Genomic DNA, 22,253 nt, shown 5'->3' with positions numbered 1-22,253 from the left:
CTCGGTCCTAGCTGCGTCGGAGGATCTTCTTGATCCTGTCAGCCACGACGTGGCGCACGTCGCCCCAGCCGTAGCGGGACCGAGGGCGGCGAGCCAACCACGTGAGGCGGGCTCGGCGTCGACGGTGTGCGGACCACAGGGCCGGGTCGTGGAAAGCCTGCCGGAGCTCGTCGAGCAGGTCGCCGCCGGCCACGAGCCGGCGACGTGCCTCCATGTCGCGGCGGCCTTGGTCGGCGAGCGCCGCACGGAGGCCTTGGTCGTCGGCGAGCGCCCGCATGGCGCGGACGGCGGAGTCGTGGTCCGGTTCGGCCCACACGTCGACCCCGCGTACGTGCTGGTACCCGGGGTAGGGCGTGTCGACCGTCACTAGATCGTGGTCGACGAGGATGGAGTTGTGTGCCGTCATGAAGTCGAGGTTGCCGGAGAACCCTGTTGCCATCACGGGCGTCCCGAGGCTCATGGCCTCCATCATGAGCAGTCCCAGGCCTTCGCTGCGGTGCAGCGATGACACGACGTCGGCGGACGCGTACAGGCCGAGGACGTCCACGTAGTCCAGGTTCTGCTGGAGGAACGTGATCCGGGCGTCGCCGTCAGCCTCAGCCACTGCCTGCAGCGCTTGCCCACCGAGTCGCTCGTCCTCGTCGAGGTGGCCCACCTTGATGAGGAGCGCGACGTCTGCACGTTCAGGGAAGGCTGCCCGGAAGGCGCGAACGAGTCCCAGGGGGTTCTTCCGTTGGGAGTCGCTGTAGGTGTCGAAGCCGAAGACGAAGGTGGTCGTTCCCTCCTGCATGCCCCAGCGCGACCGGTCCGCAGTGACGCCACTGGGAAGGACCACCGACTGGCGGAAGGGAACGGTCACGCTGTCGGGGACGGAGGAGGCGACAGCCTCCGCGACGAAGTCCGTGGGCGTGAGCACCAGGTCGACAGCACGGAGGAACGGGATGAGCTCGGGTCGCATCACGCGGTGTTCCACGAAGACGACCACGGCGCTGAGGCGATCGCGCCGGGCGAGGTGCGGGTGTCGCCGCAGGTAGTCCTCGGCGTCGGAGGGGATGAAGCAGTAGACGGTGAGCGGGTAGGGCTGGTCGGATGCTTCATCACACCCGGCCATGCAGTAGGTCTCGTCGTCCCCCGTGCCGCCGAACGTCGGCGCTACGTCGGTGATCGCGAGCGGCACGCCCTGCGACCGGAGCGTGGCAACCAGGTTTCGGGCGATCACGCCCTGGCTCTGGTTGCTGGTGACGTATCCGAACAGGTTCACCCCGAAGTTGGTGGTGAGTTCGGTCCGCAATGTCGCCCGGTCAACGCCCCTCACCCGGCATCCGCCGCCTTCGCCACGATCTCCAGCGGCTCGTCGTAGTCCATCAGCACGGTGATGATGGAGTCGCCGGTCGTCTTGTGGTGGTCGGAGAACTCGAGCCCGATGCCGAGCTCGCGGAACTTTGCCTGCGCCTCCTCGCCGAGGTAGTCCTTCGCGCCGGTGCCCGAGAGGTACGACGTCGCGCCGACCATCTGGAGCTGCTCGAGCACCCGGTCGGCGGCCTTGGACTGCGGCGGGTCGGTCACCACGACCTCGGTGGTGATCCCGAGGTAGTCGCGCATCGCGAGGATCAGCCGGTGGTTGATGTCGGCGAGGTTGTGGGAGTCGACGGCGTGGATCATCTCGAGGACGTCGCCGCTGCGGTCCTTCCAGTGGCGGGCCCCGCGGTAGCGGCCGGTGATGGAGCTCTCCAGGTGGTCCTGCCAGCCGGGCTTCACGATCGTCTCGTTGATGGGGATCAGGTGCGGCTTGGTCTCCAGCGACAGGGTGACCCAGGAGTCGCGCATCGTGACGCGACGCTGCACCCAGTGCTTCTGGAGCTGGTCGTGCACGGCCAGCACGAAGCGGTCGCTGTTGAGCATCTTGAACCAGAACCCCGGCCACGGCAGGAGGTCGGGCTGGTGGATCGCGACCCTCACCGGCGGACCGTCCGCACCAGCGCGAACTGCTCGGCGTACGGCACGAGCCGCACCTGTCCGAGCGCGCCGGCGATCTGGCGCACGCTGTTGATCGGGTGCACCTCGGTGGGGATCTCCGACTGGTAGGCCTGGCAGGCCGCCTCCTTGGCGGTGATCTGCTCCTCGGTCAGCGCCTCGAAGACGTTCCACCGCAGGTCGGTGGGATAGAGGTTCACGTCGTAGACCGCGATGTCGTAGACGTAGACGCTCGGCGGGAACCAGTGGTCCAGCGACATCGACACCCGGCACGAGCGCATGCCGGCCTCGTAGACCGCGATGTGGTCCTGGTGCAGCGAGGGATAGGGGAGGTAGAGTTCGTCGGGCTTGAGCTCGGCCATGATCGTGTCGATCGCGCCGACCATCTCGGTCATGTGCTGCGGCGTCTGGCCGTCGGGGAAGCCGAGCTGGCGCGACTCGTCGACCCCGAGGATCTTCATCGCCTCCGCGTGCTCGCGCGCGCGCGTCTCGCCGCTGTCGGTCATGACCACGACGACGCACTCGTCGGGGTGCTTCGCCATCAGGCCGCCGCACCCCATGGCCTCGTCGTCCATGTGGGGGGCCAGGATCAGGCGCAGCATCCGCGCTCCTCGGTGGTCACGTGGGCATCCTAGTGAGGCGCGGCATCCTGGACGGTCGGTCCTGACACAATGCCCCGGTGCCCCAGCCCCGCGTGGTCGTCATCGCCACCACCCTCGGCTACGACTGCGTCCCGCACGCCGGCGGCACCTACATGAAGGCTCTGTGCGACTCGACTGAGCCGCTCGTCGACCTCACAGTCGTGGTCCCGGGCTGGCGGATCAACCGCGAGGCGACAGGTCGCTCAGGTGCCCCCCGCCGAGTCATCCCGCTCGGTTTGGAGCCTGCCGAAACCGTGTGGGGAAGTGCGCTGAACCGTCTCGCCCTTAATATCGACACTCGGCTCCGCGCGCGCTGGGATCCCGGCATGCCCTACCTGCCCCTGCTGGCCGACCTGGTGCGCTCCCGCGAGGCCCGGGCAGCGATCCGTGCGGCCGACGTCATCGACCTGCAGTGGTCGGACTCGATCCGGCTGGTGCACCTCCTGCGACGGCTGAACCCGCGGGCTCGCATCGTCGGCACCTTCCACGACGTGATGTCCCAGTCGTTCCTGCGCGAGCCGCAGGACACGCCTGCCGACCGGCGCTACTGGCAGCGCGTCGCCCGCAAGTCCCAGCGTCACGAGCGCCGGATGGTGGCGGCGCTGGACGAGGTCGTGGTCTTCAGCGACAAGGACGTCGAGCTGCTCGGCAACCCGCGCCACACGCGCGTCGTACGCCCTCCGCTCGCCAACGGTCCGCTCGTGCGCCACCGGGCCGCGCCGCCCGGCGACGGGACGGTGCTGGTCGTCTCCTACCTCGCTCGCGACGAGAACAACAAGGCTGCTCTGTGGACGGTCGCCGAGCTGTGGCCGCGGGTCCTCGCCCGGGTCCCCGGCGCGCGCCTGCGCCTCGTCGGTGGCGGCGCGTCCGAGGCGCTGAAGCAGGCGGTCGACGGCATCGCGTCGATCGAGCTGGCCGGCTTCGTCGACGACCTCGACGCGGAGTACGCCGCCGGGGCCGCCGCGCTCGTGCCGGTGCTGCAGGGAGCCGGGGTGAAGTTCAAGACGATCGAGGCGCTGCTGCACGGCGTACCGGTGGTGACGACGCACGTCGGCGCTGAGGGCGTGGGCCCGGACGATCTCTTCGCCTCCCTCACCGACAGCCCGGAGTCGCTCGCCGAGGCGCTGGCGGCGGTGTTGGCCGACCCCGCCGCGGCCCAGGTGCTCGCGGACCGCTCGCAGGACTGGGCGCGGACCGAGTTCGCCCGGCCGCGCTTCGTCGAGCAGGTGCTCGCGTCCTGGGCGCTCGATGGCCCGACCGGCTGAAGCCCGTCAGACCAGGCCGCGGCGCCGCATCTCGCCGGCGATCTCGGTCCACATGTGAACGGCGTTGAAGGTCTCCTCGACCGAGCGTCGCGCGCCTTCGCCCAGGCGTCGACGGATCCCGTCGTCTGCACTCAGGCGCAGCAGGGTTTCGCGCCAGCTGACGGCGTCGTGCGGCGGCACCAGCACGCCGGTGCGGCCGTCCGCGATGTAGTCGGCCATCGCGGGGGTGTCAGTCGCGACCACACAGCAACCACTCGAAGCCGCCTCGAGGACAACGCTGGAACCCGTGGGGTAGGACCGCACGTCAGTGGGGACCGCAACGACCTTCGCCCTACGGAGAAGGTGCCTGTAGGTGGCATGCGGGACCGTGCCGTGCACACGGACATTCGGCGGAACTCGCAGATCCGCAAGGTTCTCCGGTCGGCACACGAGATCAAGCCGGTTGTCTGTGCCTTCGATCGCGGCGAAGAGGGTGGCGTAGTCGCGCCCATGATCCTGACCGACGGCCAAGAGGTCGATGTCGCGCTGCGCTTCCGGACCTGGCACGTAGTAGTTGTGCGAAACGCCAAAGGTGGCTCCGAACAACTGCTCAGGTGCGAACCCGGCTTCCATCAGGATGTCTGACTCGCGGGAGCTCATGTGCGTGATGAGGTCCGCGGACGAGTAGCGATCGACCAGCTTCCTGCGCTCCGCCGCGGAGGCGTGGAGCACGTCGTAGGCGAGCCGCCAGGAGTAGATGACCAGCGGTCGTCGCGAGTACGGAGGGAGGCTGCGTCCGCGAAGGATGGCCGGGAGTGCGCCCTCTCGCTCGAGCAGAGCAATGACGACATCGTGCCGGAGGACCGAGGGCGCGGCGGCCAAGGGCAGCGCGACGCCGTACTTCGTCCGGTGCTCGACCTTGGCGCGCAGCCGCGTCACCGAAGGACGGTGGCTGTTCGAGCGCACAGTCAGGTCGAGGCCGGCGCTGCGCAGCGCGTCGACCTCGTAGGGGAGCTCGGCGGGTGCGGCTCCGGCGGCGTACTCCTCGCGCCAGGCGCGCAGGTCGTGGCCGCTGAGCACGAGGGCCTTGGGCATCCGTCCTCCTCCTCGGGTCCGCGGTGGACAGTAGTGCACCGCCGGTCAGGCGGTGACGGAGAGCAGGTGGTCGATGCGGCGGCCGAACTCCAGGTCGAAGGAGTGGTCTGCGGCGAAGTCGAGCCCGGCCCGCCGCGCCCGGGCGACCTCGTCGCGGTCGTCGGCCAGCGCGGAGAGGTGCGAGACCAGGGCATCGGTGTCGGAGACCGGGGTCGTCCAGCCGCCGCCGCTGGTCGCGTGGAGGGAGCGCCAGTAGCGGTTGTCGTAGCCCGCGACCGGCGTCCCACAGCTCATCGACTCCAGGAAGGTCGACGCCGAGTCGCCCTGGGGGTGCGGGAGGACCATCACGTCGACGCGGTCGCGGACGAACGGCACCCACTCCTCGGCGAAGTCCAGGCGTCCCACGACGGAGACCGCGGGGTGGTCGAGCCTGCGGAGGCGGTCCTCGAGCGGCCCGCCGCCCAGCAGCGTCAGGTGCACACGTGCGCCGTCCGCGTGCAGGCGCTCGGCCACGGTCACCGCGTCGAGGACGCCCTTCTGCTCGATCCAGCGTCCGGAGAAGGCCAGGCGCAGCAGGGGGGCGTCACCGGAGGGCGTGCGCACCGCGGTCGCCACGTCGTCGGAGGTGACCCGGGTGTCGAGGTAGAGCAGTGGGCTCGGCGAGTGGCGCGCGTAGGTGTCGAAGGTGTCGGGCCCGTTGCACTGCAGCCCGTCGGCGCGGCGGATCATCCGGCGCAGGACCGCAGCCCGCCGGGTCAGTCCCACAGCCGTGCGCAGCCGGTCCACCGCTCCGAGCCGCGGGTCGAGGCGGACGTTGTCCCAGCGCACACGCAGCGGGTAGTCGCAGACCAGCACGCACCTGCCGGGCAGGTCGACTAGCGGCGCGTTGTCCAGCTCCAGGGGGGCGAGCACGACAGCGGGGGCCAGCGCGCGGACCATCTCCTCGACGTCGTCGACGACCGAGACGGCGAAGGGCAGGTCCTCGTGGCGCGGCCACTCGAAGGGCTGCGACCGGGCGTCGAGGGGCCCGCGTCGCGCGACGAAGTGGACGTCGCCCGGCCAGGAGGCGGCGTACTGCTCCATGCCGGCCGCCGTCTTCGGGTCGACCTGCACGCGACCGTCGCCGGCGACGGCGAGCCGCCCGGGGGAGACCACGCACAGAGTTCGCGACACGCGGCGATCCTAGGTGTCGCGACGCGACAGCAGCCGCAGCTCGTGGCGCGCCGTCTCGAGCGGTCGGACGTCGCTGCCCGCCGCGCGTCGCGCCGCGTTCACCACCAGGTTGATGCCGGTCGCGGCACCGAGGGCGACCTGCAGCACCCGACGCGAGCCCCACTTGTCGGCGTAGAGCAGCTGGCCCTCGACCAGCCAGCGCCGGCGCGACTCCGACGGCGACGACCCGCCGCCTGCGTGCACGACGGTCGGCGAGCGCAGCGCGACGACCGACAGGCCGCGCTCGCGCAGGCGCCGCTGGAGGTCGACCTCCTCGGAGTTCATGAAGAAGCGCTCGTCGAAGCCGCCGACCGCGCGGAAGTCCGCGACCGGGATCCACATCGCGGCACCGACGACCCAGTCGACCTCGCCCTCGGCGCGGTGGGCGCGTACGTCGTGGCCGACCGCTCGGTGCCAGGCCGTCGTCCCGCGGAAGCGAGCCAGGGGCGTCAGCCAGGCAGCGACCTGGTGGCGCACGCGCGGGAAGTCGCGGCCCACCCACGCCTCGGTGCCGTGCTCGTCGACCATGCGGGGTGCGAGCACCGCCCGTGGGTGGGTGCGCGCCGCGGCGACCATGTCGGCGACGAAGGTCGGCTCGAGGTCGAGGTCGCTGTTGAGCACCAGCATCGCCTCGCCGGTGGCGGCGGCTGCGCCGGCGTTGACGTTGGCGCCGAATCCGCCGTTGGTGGCGCGCCGCACGACCTCGATGCCCTCTCGGTCAGGGAAGGGCTCGAGCGACGCGTCGTCGGCGACGACGACCTGCACCGGGTGGGTCTGGGCGAGGAGCTGCTCGACCAGCGCGAGCGTGGGCGCGGGGTCGCCGTGGTGCGGCACCACGACGCTCACCGTGGCGACCGGCGCGGCGGGCACCTCGCGGACCCACGAGGTGTCGCCGACCCGTCGGCCGGCGACAGCAGCCGCCTCGACGGCCCAGGCAATCGCCTTGCCACGCGCTGCCTCGGGAAGGCGGGGGAGGACGTGGTCGACGCGGCGGCCCAGTGCGGCGGCGCGCTCGCGCGACCCGATCCGTCCCGCCGCTGCGGCGACCGCGCGGCTCCAGGCGCCGCGGGGTGCCTCGGCGGCGGAGTGCGTGCCGGGGTGCCGCTCGTCGAAGGCGACGGTCGAGGCGCCGGAGGTGAAGGCGCGCGCGGCGCGGGTCGCGGTGTCGGGTGCGGGAGCGCGGTGCTCGACCTCGAGGTCGGGGTCGACGACGATCTCGACACCCGACTGAGCCAGCCGCAGGCCCAGCTCGGAGTCCTCGCGGTAGCCCAGCGTCGGGTCGAAGCCGCCCACCGCCTCGTAGGACGCGCGGGGCACGGAGTTGCACGCCGCCCAGTGCTGCCAGCGCTCCTCGGCCGGGCGGGCGTAGGCCTGCGCCAGCAGGCGCTGGTTGGCCGGTCGGCCGTACGCCGCGGCGTACGCCGTGTCGGCGAAGACGTCGCGCGTCATCGAGACGACGCCCAGCGGAGCCGCCCCCTCCGGGCGGGCTCGGTGGCGCGCGAGGTGGGCGGCGAGGAAGCCGGGCTGCGGCGTCAGGTCGTCGTCGCAGCGCAGGACGATCTCGCCGCGGGCCGCCTCGTAGCCCGCGGCCAGCGCCGCACCGACGCCGGTCCCACCGGTGCGCTCGACGATGCGCAGCGGGACGCGGTCGGCGTACGACTCCAGGAGCGTGCGGCTGCCGTCGACGTCACCGTCGAGGACGACCACCACCTCCCAGGGCTCGTCGAGCGACTGGGAGGCGAGGGCGTCGAGCAGCACCGGGAGCCGGCGTATGCCGCCCCGGGTGGGGACGACGACGGACAGGGCAGGCTCGGGCACGCGACGATCCTAGGGAGCCGCGGCCGGCTACTCGGCCGGACTGGGCGCGTCGGCCAGGACGGACAGCACGTCCTCGACGAACTCCGCGACCGCGTCCTCGCCCGCGACGGGTCCGCCGGCGAGGTAGCCGTCGGCGCCGAGCAGGACCGCGGCGGGGGTTGCAGCGGAGAAGACCCGCCGGACGTTCAGCTCGGGCTCGGACGCCGAGAGCTCGCGCCCGTGCTGCGGGGCTGCGGCCGCCGAGGCGACGTCGGGGTAGACCGCCAGCAGCCCCACCGCCGGGGCGAGACGTGCGGCCCAGTCGTCGAGGTGCTCGGCGGTGCGGACGCAGGGACCGCAGCCGGGGCTGAGCATCACGAGCAGGCGCGCCTGCGTCGAGGCCAGCTCGACCAGCGAGGACGTCCGCCCGCCGGGCAGGGTGAGTACGCCGTAGGGGATGGCCTGGCGCTCGTAGTCGAGCAGCTCGCCGACCGGTCCGGCACCGGCGCTCGACGGGGTGCCCACGACCAGCACGGCCACTGCGGCGGCCGCAGCCGCGGCGAGCAGCGCCCACCACCCGCCGGAGTCGAGGTCGGCCACGGCAGCCGGGACCGACCCACCGGCGAACGCGAGCCAGGTGAGGGCGCCGGCCAGGAGTGTCAGGAGCAAGTTGCGGGCGAGGGTCGTGCGGTCGACGTCGTGACGACCGAGGCTGCCGAAGCAGGAGCACGTGACCGGCTCGTCGAAGCCCAGCGCCCGGGCGATGAGGGCGGTGTAGGAGAGCATCAGGACGAGCACGGCGACCGCGACCGGCGCGAGCAGGGGAGCGGGGGTCAGGAGCAGCAGGGCGGCGAGGGCGAGCTCCACCCACGGGAGCGACGTGGCCGCGGCGTCCTTGGGTACGACGCCCGGCACCCGCAGCGCGTCGAAGGCGTCCCTCGTGGCCGTCCGGTCGCGCAGCTTCGCGGCACCGCTGGTGGCCAGCACTGCCGCGAGGGTCAGCGCGACCAGGACCGCGGCGAGCGGGGCAGACGTCATGGGGGCGATCGTAGGGCGTGCTGCACAGCGCGGCTCAGAGCCGCGGGTGCGCCCAACGGTAGAGGGCGACGAGACCGGGCAGGAAGAGCGTCAGCACGATGATGCCGCCGATGCGCTCGCCGAACCCTTCGCCGAAGAGGAGCAGCCCCCCGCCGAGCAGGACGAAGGGCGCGGTGAGGAGCCCGACGACCCAGAAGACCAGCCGCGGCAGCACACCGCGTGGTGCCGGGGTGTTCCACAGCGCGGAGCCGGCCATCCCGTGGAGACCGGCGAGCACGTCCTCGAGGTCGCCGTGCGTGCGGGAGGCGAGGGCGCGTGCCGTGCGCTCGTCGAGCTCGGTCGGGGTGAGCCGACCCTCGCCGAAGGCCTGGTTGAGCATGGTGCACACCTGGTCGCGCTCGGAGTCGGAGGCCAGGCGCGCGTCGCGCTGCTGCTCGACGCGCTCGCGGGCGGCGTACCACCGGCGGAGGGCCTCGTCGCCCGGCCCGCCGCCCGGTGCGGCGCTGCCTGATCTGCTCATGCCCCCAAGGCTAGGGCGTGCGCCACGCCGGTCGGGCGGATTCGACGAAGCCATTGCCTTGACGAAATCCCGACGTGAGGTTCGATCAAGGCGGTCGTCGACGGGAAGGCCGAGGCCGCCGCTTCGGGTCTCCATGAGCGCAGTAGGTAACGCTCAGCAGACGCGACCAGCTTGCTTTGTCTAGGTTTGCCGCAGATGTGATCCAGATCGCATTCGATGAAACCACATTGTTACTGTCTCGTAGGTAGTGCATCCCTACCGTAGTTGACGAAGTGACCACCTGGGGGGTCGCTCGTGATCGATGGGGTACGACCGATGGAACTCGGGACTGAAGCACAAGGCCTGCGCGCGTCGCGACGCAACGTGGTCAGGGGCGCTGCGTGGAGCGTGCCCGTGGTCGCGGTCGCAACGGCAGCACCGGCATTCGCGGCCTCCCCGTGTCCTGCGGTGACGCTCGTCTGGTCCAGCCTTGGCAACGGCACGACCTTCACGAGCACCACGGTCGGCGGTGTCGTCGTGACCTTGTCCTTGACCGGACAGACGACCGCGCCGAACAACCGGACGGTGTCGACGACGCAGACGGGCGGCCAGTCGAGCAACCTGCGTTTCTACAGCACGGCCGACGCCAACAGCTCGCAGACGGCGACGTTCTCCTTCACGCGCAACGGTCAGCCGGTCACGGTGACCAACCTCAGCTTCTCGTTCCTCGACATCGACTCCGGTGGCAACTCGTGGAACGACACCGTGCGGGTGAACACCGCTGGGTTCGGGTACGTCATCACCAACCAGACGTTCGTCACCGGCGTCGGGTCGTCGGCCAGTCCGTTCCGAGCCAACGGCACCAACACTTCCTCCAACACGGCTGGAACGTCCACCAACGGCAACGTGCAGGTCAGCTGGGCGACCGCCCTGTCGTCCATGTCCTTCACCTATGCCCAGGCGGTCGCGGCCAGCGGTTCGCCGTTCATCGGGATCTCCAACATGTCGTTCCAGCCCGTCATCTGCTGACCCCCGCGGGGAACAACCCACAGCCCCGCGCGGTTGTCATCCCTCGATGACCTCCCCCGCCGCGACCGACCCCGCGACCCATCAGCCTGACGACTCCCGACGGGTGTCGATGCTGCTGGGCCTGCTCTTCGGGCTGGCCGGAATGGGGTCGTCGAGCGCTGCGGTGACGTTGCCGCTGATGGGCGACGACCTCGGTGTCGGCCCCGGCCTGGCGGCGTGGACGATCAGCCTCTACGTCCTGATGCTGGCGGTGACCACGGCCCTCTACGGCCGGATCTCGGACCTGGTCGGCGTACGTGGTCCGCTGCTGGCCGGCCTGGTGCTCATGTCGATCGGCGCGCTGGTCGCCGCGCTCGCCCCGACCTTCCCCGTCCTGCTGGGCGCCCGCATGGTGCAGGGCGCCGGTGCGGCCGCCGTACCGACGCTGGGCGTCGCGGTGCTGTCCGCGCGCTACAGCGGAGAGATCCGCGGGCTCGCCTTCGGTCGCCTCGCTGGTGTCGCCGCGGCCGTGAGCTGCCTCGGTCCGCTCATCGGCGGTGTCGTGGAGGCGGCCTTCGGCTGGCGTGCGGTGATGGCACTGCCGATCCTCGGCGCCCTGGTCGTCCCGCTGCTGTGGCGCGCGCTCTCGACCGACGGCAGCGGCGCCCGTCTCGACGTGGTCGGCGCGATCCTCGTCGCCCTCACCGCTGCCGGGATGGTGCTGCTCGTGCAGTCGCCGTCGGCCGGGCTGCTGGTCGCCGCGGTCGGCGCGGGACTGCTCGTCCTGGGCGTGCCGGCCGTGCGTGCGACCGTGCGCCGACGCCCCGACGGCTTCCTGCCCGTCGAGGTGATCCGCAACTCCACCGTCGTGCGCAGCGCGGTCGCCGCGTCCTCGGTGCCGGCGGCGTGGTTCGCGATGCTCATCGCGCTGCCCGCGGTGCTGCTGTCGGCCGGGTGGGAGGCGTGGGAGGTCGGACTGGCGATGGTGCCGAGCGCGGTCGTCGCGCTCCTCGTCCCGAGGATCACGGGTCCCACGCTCAACCGGATCGGCCCGGCGCGGGCGCTCGCTGTCTCGGCCGTCGTCGCGTCGAGCGCCCTGCTCGTCGCCACGGCGGGCGCTCATTGGACGAGCGCCCCGATCCTGGTGGTGGCCATCATCCTGGTGACCTTCGCCTTCGGCCTGGGGCAGCCGGCGCTGAGCGCCGTCGTGGGTGACGCGGTGCACCAGGAGGTGCGAGGGGTCGCGCTCGGGGTGTCGACGTTGCTCTTCCTCATCGGCGGCAGCGTCGGCTCGGCCGTCGTCGCCGGGATCAGCGGCCCGCTCGGGATGCCGGTGGCGCTGCTGGTGCTGGCCGTCCTGCCGTTGCTGGGGCTCCTCGTCCTCGCCCCCACCCTGCGCGCGGACCGCGCCGCCACGGCGGCCTGAGGCTCACCGGTCCCGCCGCCCATCGGCGGGCCCCGACCCCCTACCAAGGAGGTGTGGTGCGCAGCGTCGCAGCGACCTTAGGCTGCGACCTCCACCTTCGAAGGAGCACGTGTGTCGTCTCGGTTCCGCAGTCTCGCTGCCAGTCTCGCCCTCGTGATGGGAGCAGGTGCGTTGAGCTCGATCGCTCCCGCCACCGCGGCGCCCGACGACACGGCGTTCACCCCGCTCCGCGGATTCGAGCCCTCGGGCGCGAAGGTCCGCGTGGAGCCCGAGGAGTACGCCGCCACGCGCGTCGACCTCGCCGCCCTCCGTGCCGACCTCCCCAGCGGTGACGCCACCGCCGTCGTCGAGATCCCGGGGCCGGACGGCTCGCTGGAGTCGTTCCGCGTCCAGCGGTCCCGGACCATGGAGTCCGAGCTCGCCGCGGCGCACCCCGAGATCCAGACCTGGTCCGGTGTCGGCGTCGACGACCCGAGGTCGTCCATCGCGCTCGACATCACGCCGATGGGCTTCCACGCCTTCGTGCGCGAGCCCGGTGCCCAGGCCGACTGGTACGTCGACCCGGCCTACAACCGCCGCGGCACCACCACCCACCTGAGCTACCGCTCCTCCGACCTCCCGGCGCCGGCCAAGCGCCGCGCCGAGGGTGAGGTCGAGGCCCTGCGGGAGACCGTCACCGAGGCCGGGACCGCCGACCGCGTCGCCAACGTGGCGACGAACCGGCGCTACTACCGCCTCGCGCTGACCTCCGACCCGTCCTACGCCGCCTACTTCGGCAGCGAGAACGTGCTGGCCGAGAAGGTCACGCTGATCAACCGTGTCAACGAGATCTACAACGCCGACCTCGCCGTCGAGCTGCGCCTGGTCAACGACACCGACGTGCTCAACCTCGACACCGACGCGAAGGCGACCGGCGCCGACGGCCCGTGCGGCAGCGCGCCCTGCTTCGCGCCGTACGACGACAACGGGACGCCCGACGACGGAGACGACACCTTCGGTGACCTCGACTTCTGCAGCGGGGCCACCCTCGGCAAGAACCGCACCGTCCTCGGCCAGCTGATCGGCGCCTCCAACTACGACGTGGGCCACATCGCGCTCGGCGTGAACGGCGGTGGCGTCGCCTACCTCGGCGTCATCGGCGGCGACTACAAGGGTGGCGGCTGCACCGGCCTTCCCGAGCCCAAGGGCGACTTCTTCGCCATCGACTACGTCGCCCACGAGATCGGGCACCAGTTCGGCGGCAACCACACCTTCAACGGCGCTCTCGGAGCCTGCGGCGGCAACATCTCCGACGCCTCCGTCGAGCCCGGCTCGGGCTCGTCGGTGATGGCCTACGCCGGCATCTGTGGCCAGGACGACCTCCAGCCGCACACCGACCCCTACTTCTCGTTCCTCACCGTGGACGAGGCCTACGCGACGATGGACCAGGCCCCCTACGGCAACGTCGAGGTCCAGACGGTGTCGCTGAGGGGCTTCGGCGACCCGGGTGACTCGTTCACGCTCGGGTTCGGTGGCGAGACCACCGTCCCGATCGTGTTCGGCACCAACTACACCGCGGCCGGCATCAAGGCGGCCATCGAGGAGGTCGTCGACCAGCCTGTGTCGATCGCCCAGTGGGGCTTCGACCAGTTCAGCCTTCCGCTGACCGCGCCCGACGAGACCGGCTTCCAGGTGATCTTCAACGCCACTGCGAGCATCCTGGCCGAGGGCAACGCCGTCGAGGACCAGCTCGCCGTCACCAACGGCTCGGCCGGCGTCAGCGGCTTCGTGGGCGAGACCGCCCGCGGCGGCCCGTCGCAGGCGCAGGGCTTCCCGCTGGAGAGCGACAACACCAACCCGTCGGTCTCCGCCGGTGAGGACAAGGTCGTCCCGATCCGTACGCCGTTCGCGCTGAGCGGCTCGGGCAGCGACGCCGACGGCGACTCGCTGGTCTACCTCTGGGAGCAGACCAACTTCGGTGAGGGCACCCGGCTCTCGTCCAACACCAAGGTCTACGGCCCGCTCTTCCGCGTGTTCGGCGACGACGCCGTCGTCTCCGACGAGGACACCCTGAAGAGCCCCTCGCCGGGCATCAACCTCGCCGACGGGAGCCCGAACCGGGTCTTCCCCGACATGACTCAGGTGCTCGCCGGCAACACCAACGCCGCCACCGGCGACTGCCCGGCGGCGGTCGACGGTGCTGGTGTGCCGCTGCCCAACAACCGGCAGCTCCCGGACACGCTCCTCGACTGCTACTCCGAGTACCTGCCCGACACCGACTACCTCGGCAGCCTGGACGCGGACGACCGGAAGATGAACTTCCGGCTCACCGCCCGCGACCTCGCCGTCCGCGGTGGTGGCCTCGCCTTCGACGACCTCACCCTGACGGTCGACCCGTCGGCCGGTCCGTTCCTGGTGACGTCGCAGTCCGCTCCCGGCGCCACGGTGGCGGGCGGCTCGTCCGTCCCGGTCACCTGGGCGGTCAACGGCACGCGGAAGCTGGCCGAGAACGTGAAGATCACGCTGTCGACCGACGGCGGCGCCACCTTCGGCACCGTGCTCGCCGCGTCGACGCCCAACGACGGGTCGGAGACCTTCGCGATGCCCAACGTCACCGCGAGCGACGTACGCATCAAGATCGAGGCAGTGGGCAACTACTTCTTCGACGTCAACGATGCGTCCTTCGCGCTGAAGGCGACGCCCGCGCCCTCGCCCGCGGCCGCGCCCGACACGACCATCACCTCGGGCCCGGCTGACGGCTCGATCGTGCTGAAGCGGAAGCAGACCATCACCTACGCCTCGAGCGTGTCGCCGGCGACCTTCGTCTGCACGGTCGACGACGAGCCGGTGTCGTGTGACGTCGCCGGGCTGACGGACAAGTTCCGGGCCGGGACGCACGTGTTCACCGTGGCCGCGGTCAACGCCGCCGGGGTCGCCGACCCGACGCCGGCGACGCTCACCTTCACCGTGCCGCGCAACAGCAGCACCTTCGCCCGCAAGGGCAAGGGGGCGTGGGACCGCGAGAAGGACGCACGGGCGTTCTCGGGCAAGTACCTGACGTCGAGGCGCAAGGGCTCCGAGCTCGTCACCCGTGTGAAGCAGACCGACCGGATCGTCGTCGTGCACGGCACGCTGCCGAAGGGCGGCGTCGCCCGGGTCTTCCTGGGCAGGAAGAGGATCGGCACGATCCGCTTCAAGGGCAAGAAGGCCTACGGCCAGCTGCGCACCTTCCGCTTCGACAGGGCCCAGAAGGGCAAGCTCCGGATCGTCGTGGCGAAGAACAAGCCTGTCCGGATCGAGGGCGTCGCGGTCGTCACCGACTGAGCGCACCTCCGTACGACGACCGAGGGTCGTCCCGCCACGTGCGGGGCGGCCCTCGTCGCGTCCGGGGTCAGCCCCGGGTGGAGCGGGCGCGCTCGGCCAGCGCGACCGCGGCGTGCTGCACGACCGGCAGCTCCTCGGGATCGCGGGCGGCCTCGTGCGGCACCGCACCACCGAGCAGCGCTGCTGGGCTGGTGAGCCAGATCCAGGTCCGCCACGGGTCCGTCCCGGCGGCGAGCAGCGGCTCGAGCACCGCGAGCAGCTCCTCGCGGACCTCGCCGACGCCGTCGAGCTGGAAGGACGGGACCAGCGTCGTGCCCTCGTGCTGCACCAGCAGCACGGTGCGGCGCTCGGCCGCCTTGTGGAGCGCGAAGCGGGCCGCATTCTCCGAGGTGCCGCGCAGCCCCGCCACAGCGGCGTAGTCGAGCCAGCCGCCGTCGAGCAGCGCCGCCCGCAGCCTCGTCTCGCGCCGCAGCCGGACCAGCCCCACCGGCACCGCGTGGGCCGGGTCGTCGCCCTGCGCGCGCAGCACCCGGTCGAGCTCGACCAGCCGCTCGTGCGTCAACGGCTCCCCGGTCGCCGGCTCACGCCAGTGGGCTGCGCCGCCGGCACCGCGCACGTAGGACGGCAGGCCGGCGGCCTCGAGCTGGTCGGCCAGGCCGAGGCCCTCCAGCCACGACGCGAGGTCCTCGGCGAGCTGGTCGTCGTGGGGCGCGGCGGGGCTGCAGGGCATCGCGGGACCTACTTGTTGGCCTTGCGCGCCCGGCTCGCGGTCTTGGCGCGCGCGTTGGCGTCCAGCACGACCTTGCGGATGCGGACCTGCTCCGGGGTGACCTCGACGCACTCGTCCTCGCGGCAGAACTCCAGGCACTGCTCGAGGGAGAGGCGCTTCGGCGGGATCAGCTTCTCGAAGTTGTCGGAGGTGGCGGACCGGATGTTGGTCTGCTGCTTCTCCTTGGTGATGTTGACGTCCATGTCGTCGGCGCGCGAGTTCTCGCCGACGATCATGCCCTCGTAGACCTCGGTGGTCGGCTCGACGAAGAGCACGCCGCGCTCCTGCAGCGACGTCATCGCGTACGCCGTTGCCGCACCGCTGCGGTCGGCCACCAGCGAGCCGTTGTTGCGCGAGCGGATCTCGCCGGCCCAGGGGTGGTAGCCCTCGGAGATGTGGTGGGCGATGCCGGTGCCGCGGGTCTCGGTGAGGAACTCGGTGCGGAAGCCGATCAGGCCGCGCGAGGGGACGACGAAGTCCATCCGCACCCAGCCGGTGCCGTGGTTGGTCATGCCCTCCATGCGGCCCTTGCGGGTCGCCAGGAGCTCGGTGATCGTGCCGAGGTACTCCTCCGGGGCGTCGATGGTGAGGCGCTCGAAGGGCTCGTGGATCTTGCCGTCGACCTCGCGGGTGACCACCTGCGGCTTGCCGACGGTGAGCTCGAAGCCCTCGCGGCGCATCTGCTCGACGAGGATCGCCAGCGCCAGCTCTCCGCGGCCCTGGACCTCCCAGGCGTCGGGACGCTCGGTCGGCAGCACGCGCAGCGACACGTTGCCGATGAGCTCGGCGTCGAGGCGGTCCTTCACCAGGCGGGCGGTGACCTTGGCGCCCTTGACCTTGCCGACCAGCGGCGAGGTGTTGGTGCCGATGGTCATCGAGATGGCCGGCTCGTCGACGTGGATGAGCGGCAGCGCGACCGGGTTCTCGGCGTCGGCGAGGGTCTCGCCGATCGTGATGTCCGGGATGCCGGCGATGGCGACGATGTCGCCGGGTCCGGCGGACTCACCGGGGACGCGCTCGAGCCCCTCGGTGACGAGGAGCTCGGTGATCCGGACGTTCTTGACCGCGCCGTCGCGCTTGATCCACGCGACGGTCTGGCCCTTCTTGAGGTGGCCCTGGTGGATGCGCAGCAGCGCGAGGCGACCGAGGAACGGCGAGGAGTCGAGGTTGGTGACGTGGGCCTGCAGAGGCGCGCCCTCGTCGTACTGCGGGGCCGGGATGGTCTCGAGGATCGTCTTGAAGAGCGGCTCGAGGTCGCTGCCCTCGGGCATGGCGCCGTTCTCGGGCTGGACGAGCGAGGCGATGCCGGCCTTGCCCGAGGCGTAGACGACCGGGAAGTCCAGCGCGTCCTGGCTGTGCGACTCGTCGAGGAGGTCCATGAAGAGCTCGTAGGACTCGTCGACGACCTCGGTGATGCGGGCGTCGCTGCGGTCGGTCTTGTTGACCACCAGGATCACCGGCATGTCGGCGTTGAGCGCCTTGCGCAGCACGAAGCGGGTCTGGGGGAGGGGGCCCTCGGAGGCGTCGACGAGGAGCACGATGCCGTCGACCATCGACAGCCCGCGCTCGACCTCGCCACCGAAGTCGGCGTGGCCGGGGGTGTCGATGATGTTGATGACCATCGGCTGGCCGCCACCGGCGGGGCCGGCGTAGTGGACGGCGGTGTTCTTCGCGAGGATCGTGATGCCCTTCTCGCGCTCGAGGTCGCCGGAGTCCATGACGCGGTCGGCGACGCTCTCGGCCTGGTGCGCGGTGAAGGCGCCTGCCTGGCGGAGCATCGCGTCGACCAGCGTGGTCTTGCCGTGGTCGACGTGGGCGACGATCGCGACGTTGCGCAGGTCGGAGCGGGACTGGGGGGACATGCAGGAGCCTTCCGGGCGGGAGACGAGCGAGCGGCCGGGCGGCCGGGCGCGGCCAGCAGGGCCGCAGCGTGGAAAAGTCTAGTGCGGGACGCTGGATTTCGAGACTTCGCGGCGCCTCGGGGACCCGTCCGCCGCCCGGGGCCTACCGGGTGTCGGAGCGGCGGGGTAGAGATGTCCCATGACCTCTCGGGACACCCACCTCCGCTGCACCTTCATCCCGCCGTGGCTCGCCGAGCGCGTCGACGGGCCCGAGCGGGCGGCGTACGACGACGAGCTCAGGCTGCGCCGCGGCGCGATCGCCCGCTCGGCGCTCGCGACGGCTCCGGGCGGGGCGGCCTGGACGGTGCACGACGCAGCGTCGCGCACGTCCCTGCCCGGCACGCCTGCCCGGCGCACCGGCGAGCCCGCCACGGGTGACGTCGCGGTCGACGAGGCCGCGGACGGGATCGCGGCCACGCTCGCGATGTTCGCCGAGGAGCTCGGTCGCAACTCCCACGACGACGTCGGTGCGCCCGTCAGCCTGACCGTCCACTACGGCACCGACTACAACAACGCCTTCTGGGACGGCACCCAGCTGGTCTTCGGCGACGGGGACGGCCGGATCTTCGAGCGCTTCACCAAGCCGGTCGACGTGCTCGCCCACGAGTTCGCGCACGCCGTCATCGAGCACACCGCCGACCTCACCTACCGCGGCCAGTCCGGCGCGCTCAACGAGTCGGTCGCCGACGTCTTCGCCTCCTGCCTCAAGCAGCGCCTGCTCGGCCAGGAGGCCGGTGAGGGCGACTGGCTGATCGGCGAGGGCATCTTCATGCCGACCGTGCAGGCCCGCGCCCTGCGTGACATGGCGGCGCCCGGCACGGCCTACGACGACCCCGAGGTGGGAGCGGACCCGCAGGTCGCGCACATGGACGACTACGTCGTCACCACGGCCGACAACGGCGGGGTCCACCTCAACTCCGGCATCCCCAACAAGGCCTTCCAGCTCGCGGCCATCGCGGTGGGCGGTCGTGCGATCGAGGGCGCCGGCCGGATCTGGTACGCCGCCCTCGCCGGCGGCGACGTCCCGCCCGGGGCCGACTTCGCCACCTTCGCCGCGGCGACGGTCGCCGCGGCCGGCGAGCACGCCGACGCCGTGCGCGAGGCGTGGGCCCAGGTCGGCGTGGGGCCGGGTGCGTCCGGGGTCGGGACACCGCCCCGCGCTCCGGCGGGCAGGCTCCGGGTGGAGCGCAGCGGCGGGTTCGTCGGCCGGACCCAGGTGGCCGAGGTCGACCTCGACGATCCCGCCGAGCCCGACCTGCCGGCGCTGGTGGCGGACGCGCTGGCCCGGCCGGTCGCGAAGGCCTCGCCGACCCACCCCGACATGTACCTCTACACGTTCACCGTCGCCGGCCACGCGCCCGTGAGCATCCCCGAGCACCAGTTGAGCCCCACGCAGCGCGAGCTCGCGCGACGCCTGCTCGACGGTCGACACGATGCGTGACGTCGCGGGTCTGCACTGACCTCCTTCGGGGTGTCCGCACCGCCGGGCCGCGGTGAGTAGGTTCACCGCATGCCCCGACTGCGGCGTACGTTCCCCGACCAGCCGGGCTGGACCCGACGCCGTTCCGGCAAGGGCTTCACCTACCTCGACCAGGACGGCGACAGGCTCGACGCCGAGCAGGTCCAGCGGTGCAAGGACCTCGTGATCCCGCCTGCCTGGAAGGACGTCTGGATCACGCCGTACGCCAACGGCCACCTCCAGGCCGTCGGCACCGACGACGCCGGTCGCCGGCAGTACCTCTACCACCCCCAGTGGCGCACCAGTCGCGACGCGGCGAAGTTCGACCGCATCCTCGGCTTCGGCAAGGCGCTGTCGAAGGCCCGCGAGCGCGTGCTCACCGACATGGGCTCCGAAGGCATGTCGCTCGAGCGGGCGTGCGCGGTCGCCGTACGCCTCCTGGACCTGGGCTACTTCCGCATCGGCAACGACGTCTACACCGACACCAACGGCTCCTTCGGGCTCACCACCCTGCGCAAGGAGCACGTCTCGCGGCACGCGGGAGGCCTGCGCTTCTGCTTCGTCGGCAAGTCCGGGGTCGAGCACTGCATCGACATCGACGACAAGCCCGCCATCGAGTCGCTCGACGTGATGCGGCGCCGTCGCGGCGGCGGCGACGAGCTGCTGGCCTGGAAGGACGGCCGCACCTGGAGGAGCCTGAGCTCCGCGGAGGTCAACGACTACATCCGCACCTGCATGGGGATCGAGGCCTCCGCGAAGGACTTCCGCACCTGGCACGCGACCGTCATCGCCGCCGCCGCGCTCGCCGAGACCGACGAGCCGGGGAAGACCAAGGCCTCGCGCAAGCGCGCGGTGTCGAGCGCGATGAAGGAGGTCTCGGACTTCCTCGGCAACACCCCCACGCTGGCGCGCTCGTCCTACGTCGACCCGCGGGTCGTCGAGGCCTACGAGCGGGGCCGCACCATCAAGGTGCGCGCCAGCTATGACACCGACGACGCCCGCCAGGCCGCGCTCGAGCGGGCGGTGCTCAAGCTGCTGTCTGCGTGAGCGGGCACTTCGTCGCGCTGGAACGCACCGACCGGGCACTTCGTCGCGCTGGAACGCACCGACCGGGCACTTCCTTCGAAAGGAAGTGCCCGGTCGGCGTGGTCTGTCGCGAGGAAGTGCCCGCTCAGCTGTGGGCGACGACGTGGTCGATCGCAGCGGTGAGCTTCTCGACGTCGGAGGGGTCGATCGCGGGGTACATCGCGATGCGCAGCTGGTTGCGCCCGAGCTTGCGGTAGGGCTCGGTGTCGACGATGCCGTTGGCGCGCAGGGTCGCAGCGATCGCGGCGGCGTCGATGGACTCGTCGAGGTCGATCGTGCCGATCACCAGCGAGCGGTCGGCGGCCTCGGTGACGTACGGCGTCGTGTAGGCGGTGCGCTCGGCCCAGCCGTAGAGCGCGTCCGAGGACGCCGTGGTGCGGTCGACCATCGCCGACAGCCCGCCCTGGGCGTTCATCCAGTCGAGCTGCTCGGCCATCAGGAAGAGCGTCGCGACCGACGGGGTGTTGTAGGTCTGGTTCTTCGCGGAGTTGTCGATCGCGGTCGGCAGGTCGAAGAAGGGCGGGACGTAGCGGTCGCTGGCCGCGATCTCCTCGGCGCGGGCCAGGGCGCGCGGCGACATCAGCGCGATCCACAGGCCGCCGTCCGAGGCGAAGCACTTCTGCGGTGCGAAGTAGTAGGCGTCGACCTGGTGCAGGTCCACCGGCAGGCCGCCGGCGCCGGAGGTCGCGTCGACGAGCACCAGCGCGTCGTCGGCCACGTCCGCCGGGCGGCGTACGGGCGCCATGACCGCCGTGGACGTCTCGTTGTGCGCCCAGGCGTAGGTGTCCACGCCCTCCTCGGCGACCGCGTCGGGCCGCGAGCCGGGCTCGCTGGCGATGACGCTCGGGTCGGCGAGCCACGGCGCCTTCTTGGCCGACGTGGCGAACTTGGAGGAGAACTCACCGAACGACAGGTGCTGGCTCTTCTCGCGGATCAGGCCGAAGCAGGCGATGTCCCAGAAGGCGGTCGCGCCGCCGTTGCCGAGCACCACCTCGTAGCCCTCGGGCAGGTCGAACAGCGCGGCCAGTCCCTCGCGCACCCGGCCGACGGTCTTCTTGACCGGCGCCTGCCGGTGCGAGGTGCCCATCAGCGTGTCGCCGGTGGCGGCGAGGGCGTCGAGGTGGCTGGTCTGGATCTTGGAGGGACCCGCGCCGAAGCGGCCATCGGCCGGGAGGAGCTCGGCGGGGATCTTCAGGGCGTCAGTCATGGAGGAAACCTCACGTGGAACGGGAACGGCGGTCCTGACGACGCTGTCAGCGCCGCCTATTGTGGCACCCGCTCACACAGGATCACGACAGGGGACCACGGATGGAGACCGACCTGCAGGTGGTGCGGGTCCCGATCACCCACCCCGACGCGCAGGCCCTCATCGAGGCGGTCCAGGCGGAGTACGTCGCGCGCTACGGCGGCCAGGACGAGTCGCCGATCGACGCGTGCGACTTCGAGGACCCGCAGGGGCGGTTCTACGTCGGACACCTCGACGGCGTCCCCGTCGCGACCGGTGCCTGGCGCCGCAGCTCGGTGCGTGCGCTCGGGGCGCAGGTCACCGCCGAGGTGAAGCGGATGTACGTCGTCCCGGCCGCGCAGCGGCGCGGGGTCGCGCGCCGGATGCTCGCCCACCTCGAGGCCACGGCCGCCGAGGCCGGCATCGAGGCGATGGTGCTCGAGACGGGGATGAAGCAGCCCGAGGCCATCGCGCTCTACACGTCGTCGGGCTACGAGCCGATCCCCGGCTTCGGCCACTACCGCGGCTCGGAGCTCAGCCGTTGCTTCGGCCGCCGGATCTGACACCAGCCGACGT

General features: G+C 71.6%; 18 protein-coding genes. 7 read left to right on the top strand and 11 right to left on the bottom strand.

The features are described 5' to 3' along the window. Positions 1-7: 7 nt before the first annotated feature. The 3 genes from K4G59_RS10450 to K4G59_RS10440 are packed head-to-tail and all read right to left on the bottom strand — an operon-like array spanning position 8 to position 2,576. Entirely contained in the window at positions 8-1,261 is a 1,254-nt protein-coding gene (locus K4G59_RS10450) for a glycosyltransferase family 4 protein (protein WP_231250907.1), read from the bottom strand. Between the two features lie 50 nt (positions 1,262-1,311). After that, the gene (locus K4G59_RS10445; RefSeq protein WP_231250906.1) at positions 1,312-1,959 is read right to left on the bottom strand and encodes a WbqC family protein; all 648 of its coding nucleotides are present in this window, start codon (positions 1,957-1,959) and stop codon (positions 1,312-1,314) included. Beyond that, positions 1,956-2,576, bottom strand: coding sequence for a PIG-L deacetylase family protein (locus K4G59_RS10440; protein WP_231250905.1), 621 nt, complete (start codon positions 2,574-2,576; stop codon positions 1,956-1,958). Before K4G59_RS10440 ends, K4G59_RS10445 begins: the two co-directional genes overlap by 4 nt. 77 nt (positions 2,577-2,653) lie before the next feature. Between K4G59_RS10440 and K4G59_RS20480 the strand changes: the two genes are divergently transcribed. Continuing rightward, positions 2,654-3,880 carry a glycosyltransferase gene (locus K4G59_RS20480; protein WP_231250904.1) on the top strand — a complete coding sequence of 409 codons (1,227 nt, stop codon included), beginning with the start codon at positions 2,654-2,656 and terminating at the stop codon, positions 3,878-3,880. Positions 3,881-3,886: 6 nt separating this feature from the next. Here the strand turns inward: K4G59_RS20480 and K4G59_RS10430 are convergent, their stop codons facing one another. From K4G59_RS10430 to K4G59_RS10410, 5 genes are read right to left on the bottom strand one after another with little or no spacing between them, the layout of a single operon-like run. Beyond that, the gene (locus K4G59_RS10430; RefSeq protein ID WP_231250903.1) at positions 3,887-4,954 is read right to left on the bottom strand and encodes a glycosyltransferase family 4 protein; all 1,068 of its coding nucleotides are present in this window, start codon (positions 4,952-4,954) and stop codon (positions 3,887-3,889) included. 45 nt (positions 4,955-4,999) lie between these two features. After that, on the bottom strand, positions 5,000-6,127 hold the full coding sequence (locus K4G59_RS20475) for a glycosyltransferase family 4 protein (protein ID WP_231250902.1): 1,128 nt from the start codon (positions 6,125-6,127) through the stop codon (positions 5,000-5,002). Between the two features lie 9 nt (positions 6,128-6,136). Further along, the gene (locus K4G59_RS10420) at positions 6,137-7,984 is read right to left on the bottom strand and encodes a glycosyltransferase family 2 protein (protein WP_231250901.1); all 1,848 of its coding nucleotides are present in this window, start codon (positions 7,982-7,984) and stop codon (positions 6,137-6,139) included. Between the two features lie 27 nt (positions 7,985-8,011). Beyond that, positions 8,012-9,001, bottom strand: a complete 990-nt coding sequence (locus K4G59_RS10415) for a MauE/DoxX family redox-associated membrane protein (protein WP_231250900.1) — start codon at positions 8,999-9,001, stop codon at positions 8,012-8,014. 34 nt (positions 9,002-9,035) lie between these two features. After that, positions 9,036-9,521: a DUF1707 SHOCT-like domain-containing protein gene (locus tag K4G59_RS10410; RefSeq protein ID WP_231250899.1), complete on the bottom strand. Its 486-nt coding sequence runs from the start codon at positions 9,519-9,521 to the stop codon at positions 9,036-9,038. Between the two features lie 315 nt (positions 9,522-9,836). On the opposite strand from K4G59_RS10410, the gene K4G59_RS10405 reads away from it, so the two are divergent. From K4G59_RS10405 to K4G59_RS10395, 3 genes are all read left to right on the top strand, one after another. Beyond that, positions 9,837-10,529, top strand: a complete 693-nt coding sequence (locus K4G59_RS10405; protein WP_231250898.1) for a hypothetical protein — start codon at positions 9,837-9,839, stop codon at positions 10,527-10,529. Positions 10,530-10,575: 46 nt separating this feature from the next. Beyond that, on the top strand, positions 10,576-11,934 hold the full coding sequence (locus K4G59_RS10400; protein WP_231250897.1) for an MFS transporter: 1,359 nt from the start codon (positions 10,576-10,578) through the stop codon (positions 11,932-11,934). A 156-nt stretch (positions 11,935-12,090) separates the two neighbouring features. Continuing rightward, complete coding sequence (locus tag K4G59_RS10395; protein WP_231251091.1) at positions 12,091-15,237, top strand: reprolysin-like metallopeptidase; 3,147 nt, start codon at positions 12,091-12,093, stop codon at positions 15,235-15,237. 67 nt (positions 15,238-15,304) lie between these two features. Here the strand turns inward: K4G59_RS10395 and K4G59_RS10390 are convergent, their stop codons facing one another. Both K4G59_RS10390 and typA read right to left on the bottom strand, forming a co-directional pair. Then, positions 15,305-15,967, bottom strand: coding sequence for a hypothetical protein (locus tag K4G59_RS10390; RefSeq protein WP_231250896.1), 663 nt, complete (start codon positions 15,965-15,967; stop codon positions 15,305-15,307). 8 nt (positions 15,968-15,975) lie between these two features. Next, entirely contained in the window at positions 15,976-17,868 is a 1,893-nt protein-coding gene (gene typA, locus K4G59_RS10385; RefSeq protein WP_231250895.1) for a translational GTPase TypA, read from the bottom strand. A 178-nt stretch (positions 17,869-18,046) separates the two neighbouring features. Here typA and K4G59_RS10380 point away from each other — a divergent pair, with 178 nt between their 5' ends. Both K4G59_RS10380 and K4G59_RS10375 read left to right on the top strand, forming a co-directional pair. After that, a complete protein-coding gene (locus tag K4G59_RS10380) occupies positions 18,047-19,348 on the top strand; it encodes a protealysin inhibitor emfourin (protein WP_231250894.1) in 1,302 nt (433 codons plus the stop codon). A gap of 69 nt (positions 19,349-19,417) precedes the next feature. Continuing rightward, the gene (locus tag K4G59_RS10375; protein WP_231250893.1) at positions 19,418-20,413 is read left to right on the top strand and encodes a DNA topoisomerase IB; all 996 of its coding nucleotides are present in this window, start codon (positions 19,418-19,420) and stop codon (positions 20,411-20,413) included. Positions 20,414-20,537: 124 nt separating this feature from the next. Here the strand turns inward: K4G59_RS10375 and serC are convergent, their stop codons facing one another. After that, entirely contained in the window at positions 20,538-21,659 is a 1,122-nt protein-coding gene (gene serC, locus K4G59_RS10370) for a phosphoserine transaminase (RefSeq protein ID WP_231250892.1), read from the bottom strand. Positions 21,660-21,760: 101 nt separating this feature from the next. On the opposite strand from serC, the gene K4G59_RS10365 reads away from it, so the two are divergent. Continuing rightward, the gene (locus K4G59_RS10365; RefSeq protein WP_231250891.1) at positions 21,761-22,240 is read left to right on the top strand and encodes a GNAT family N-acetyltransferase; all 480 of its coding nucleotides are present in this window, start codon (positions 21,761-21,763) and stop codon (positions 22,238-22,240) included. Positions 22,241-22,253: the final 13 nt, after the last annotated feature.

The sequence above is a fragment of the Nocardioides furvisabuli genome (genome assembly GCF_021083185.1).
Classification (GTDB): domain Bacteria; phylum Actinomycetota; class Actinomycetes; order Propionibacteriales; family Nocardioidaceae; genus Nocardioides; species Nocardioides furvisabuli.
Note: the sequence above shows the minus strand (reverse complement) of the source record. Positions and strands in the feature narration are given on the sequence as shown.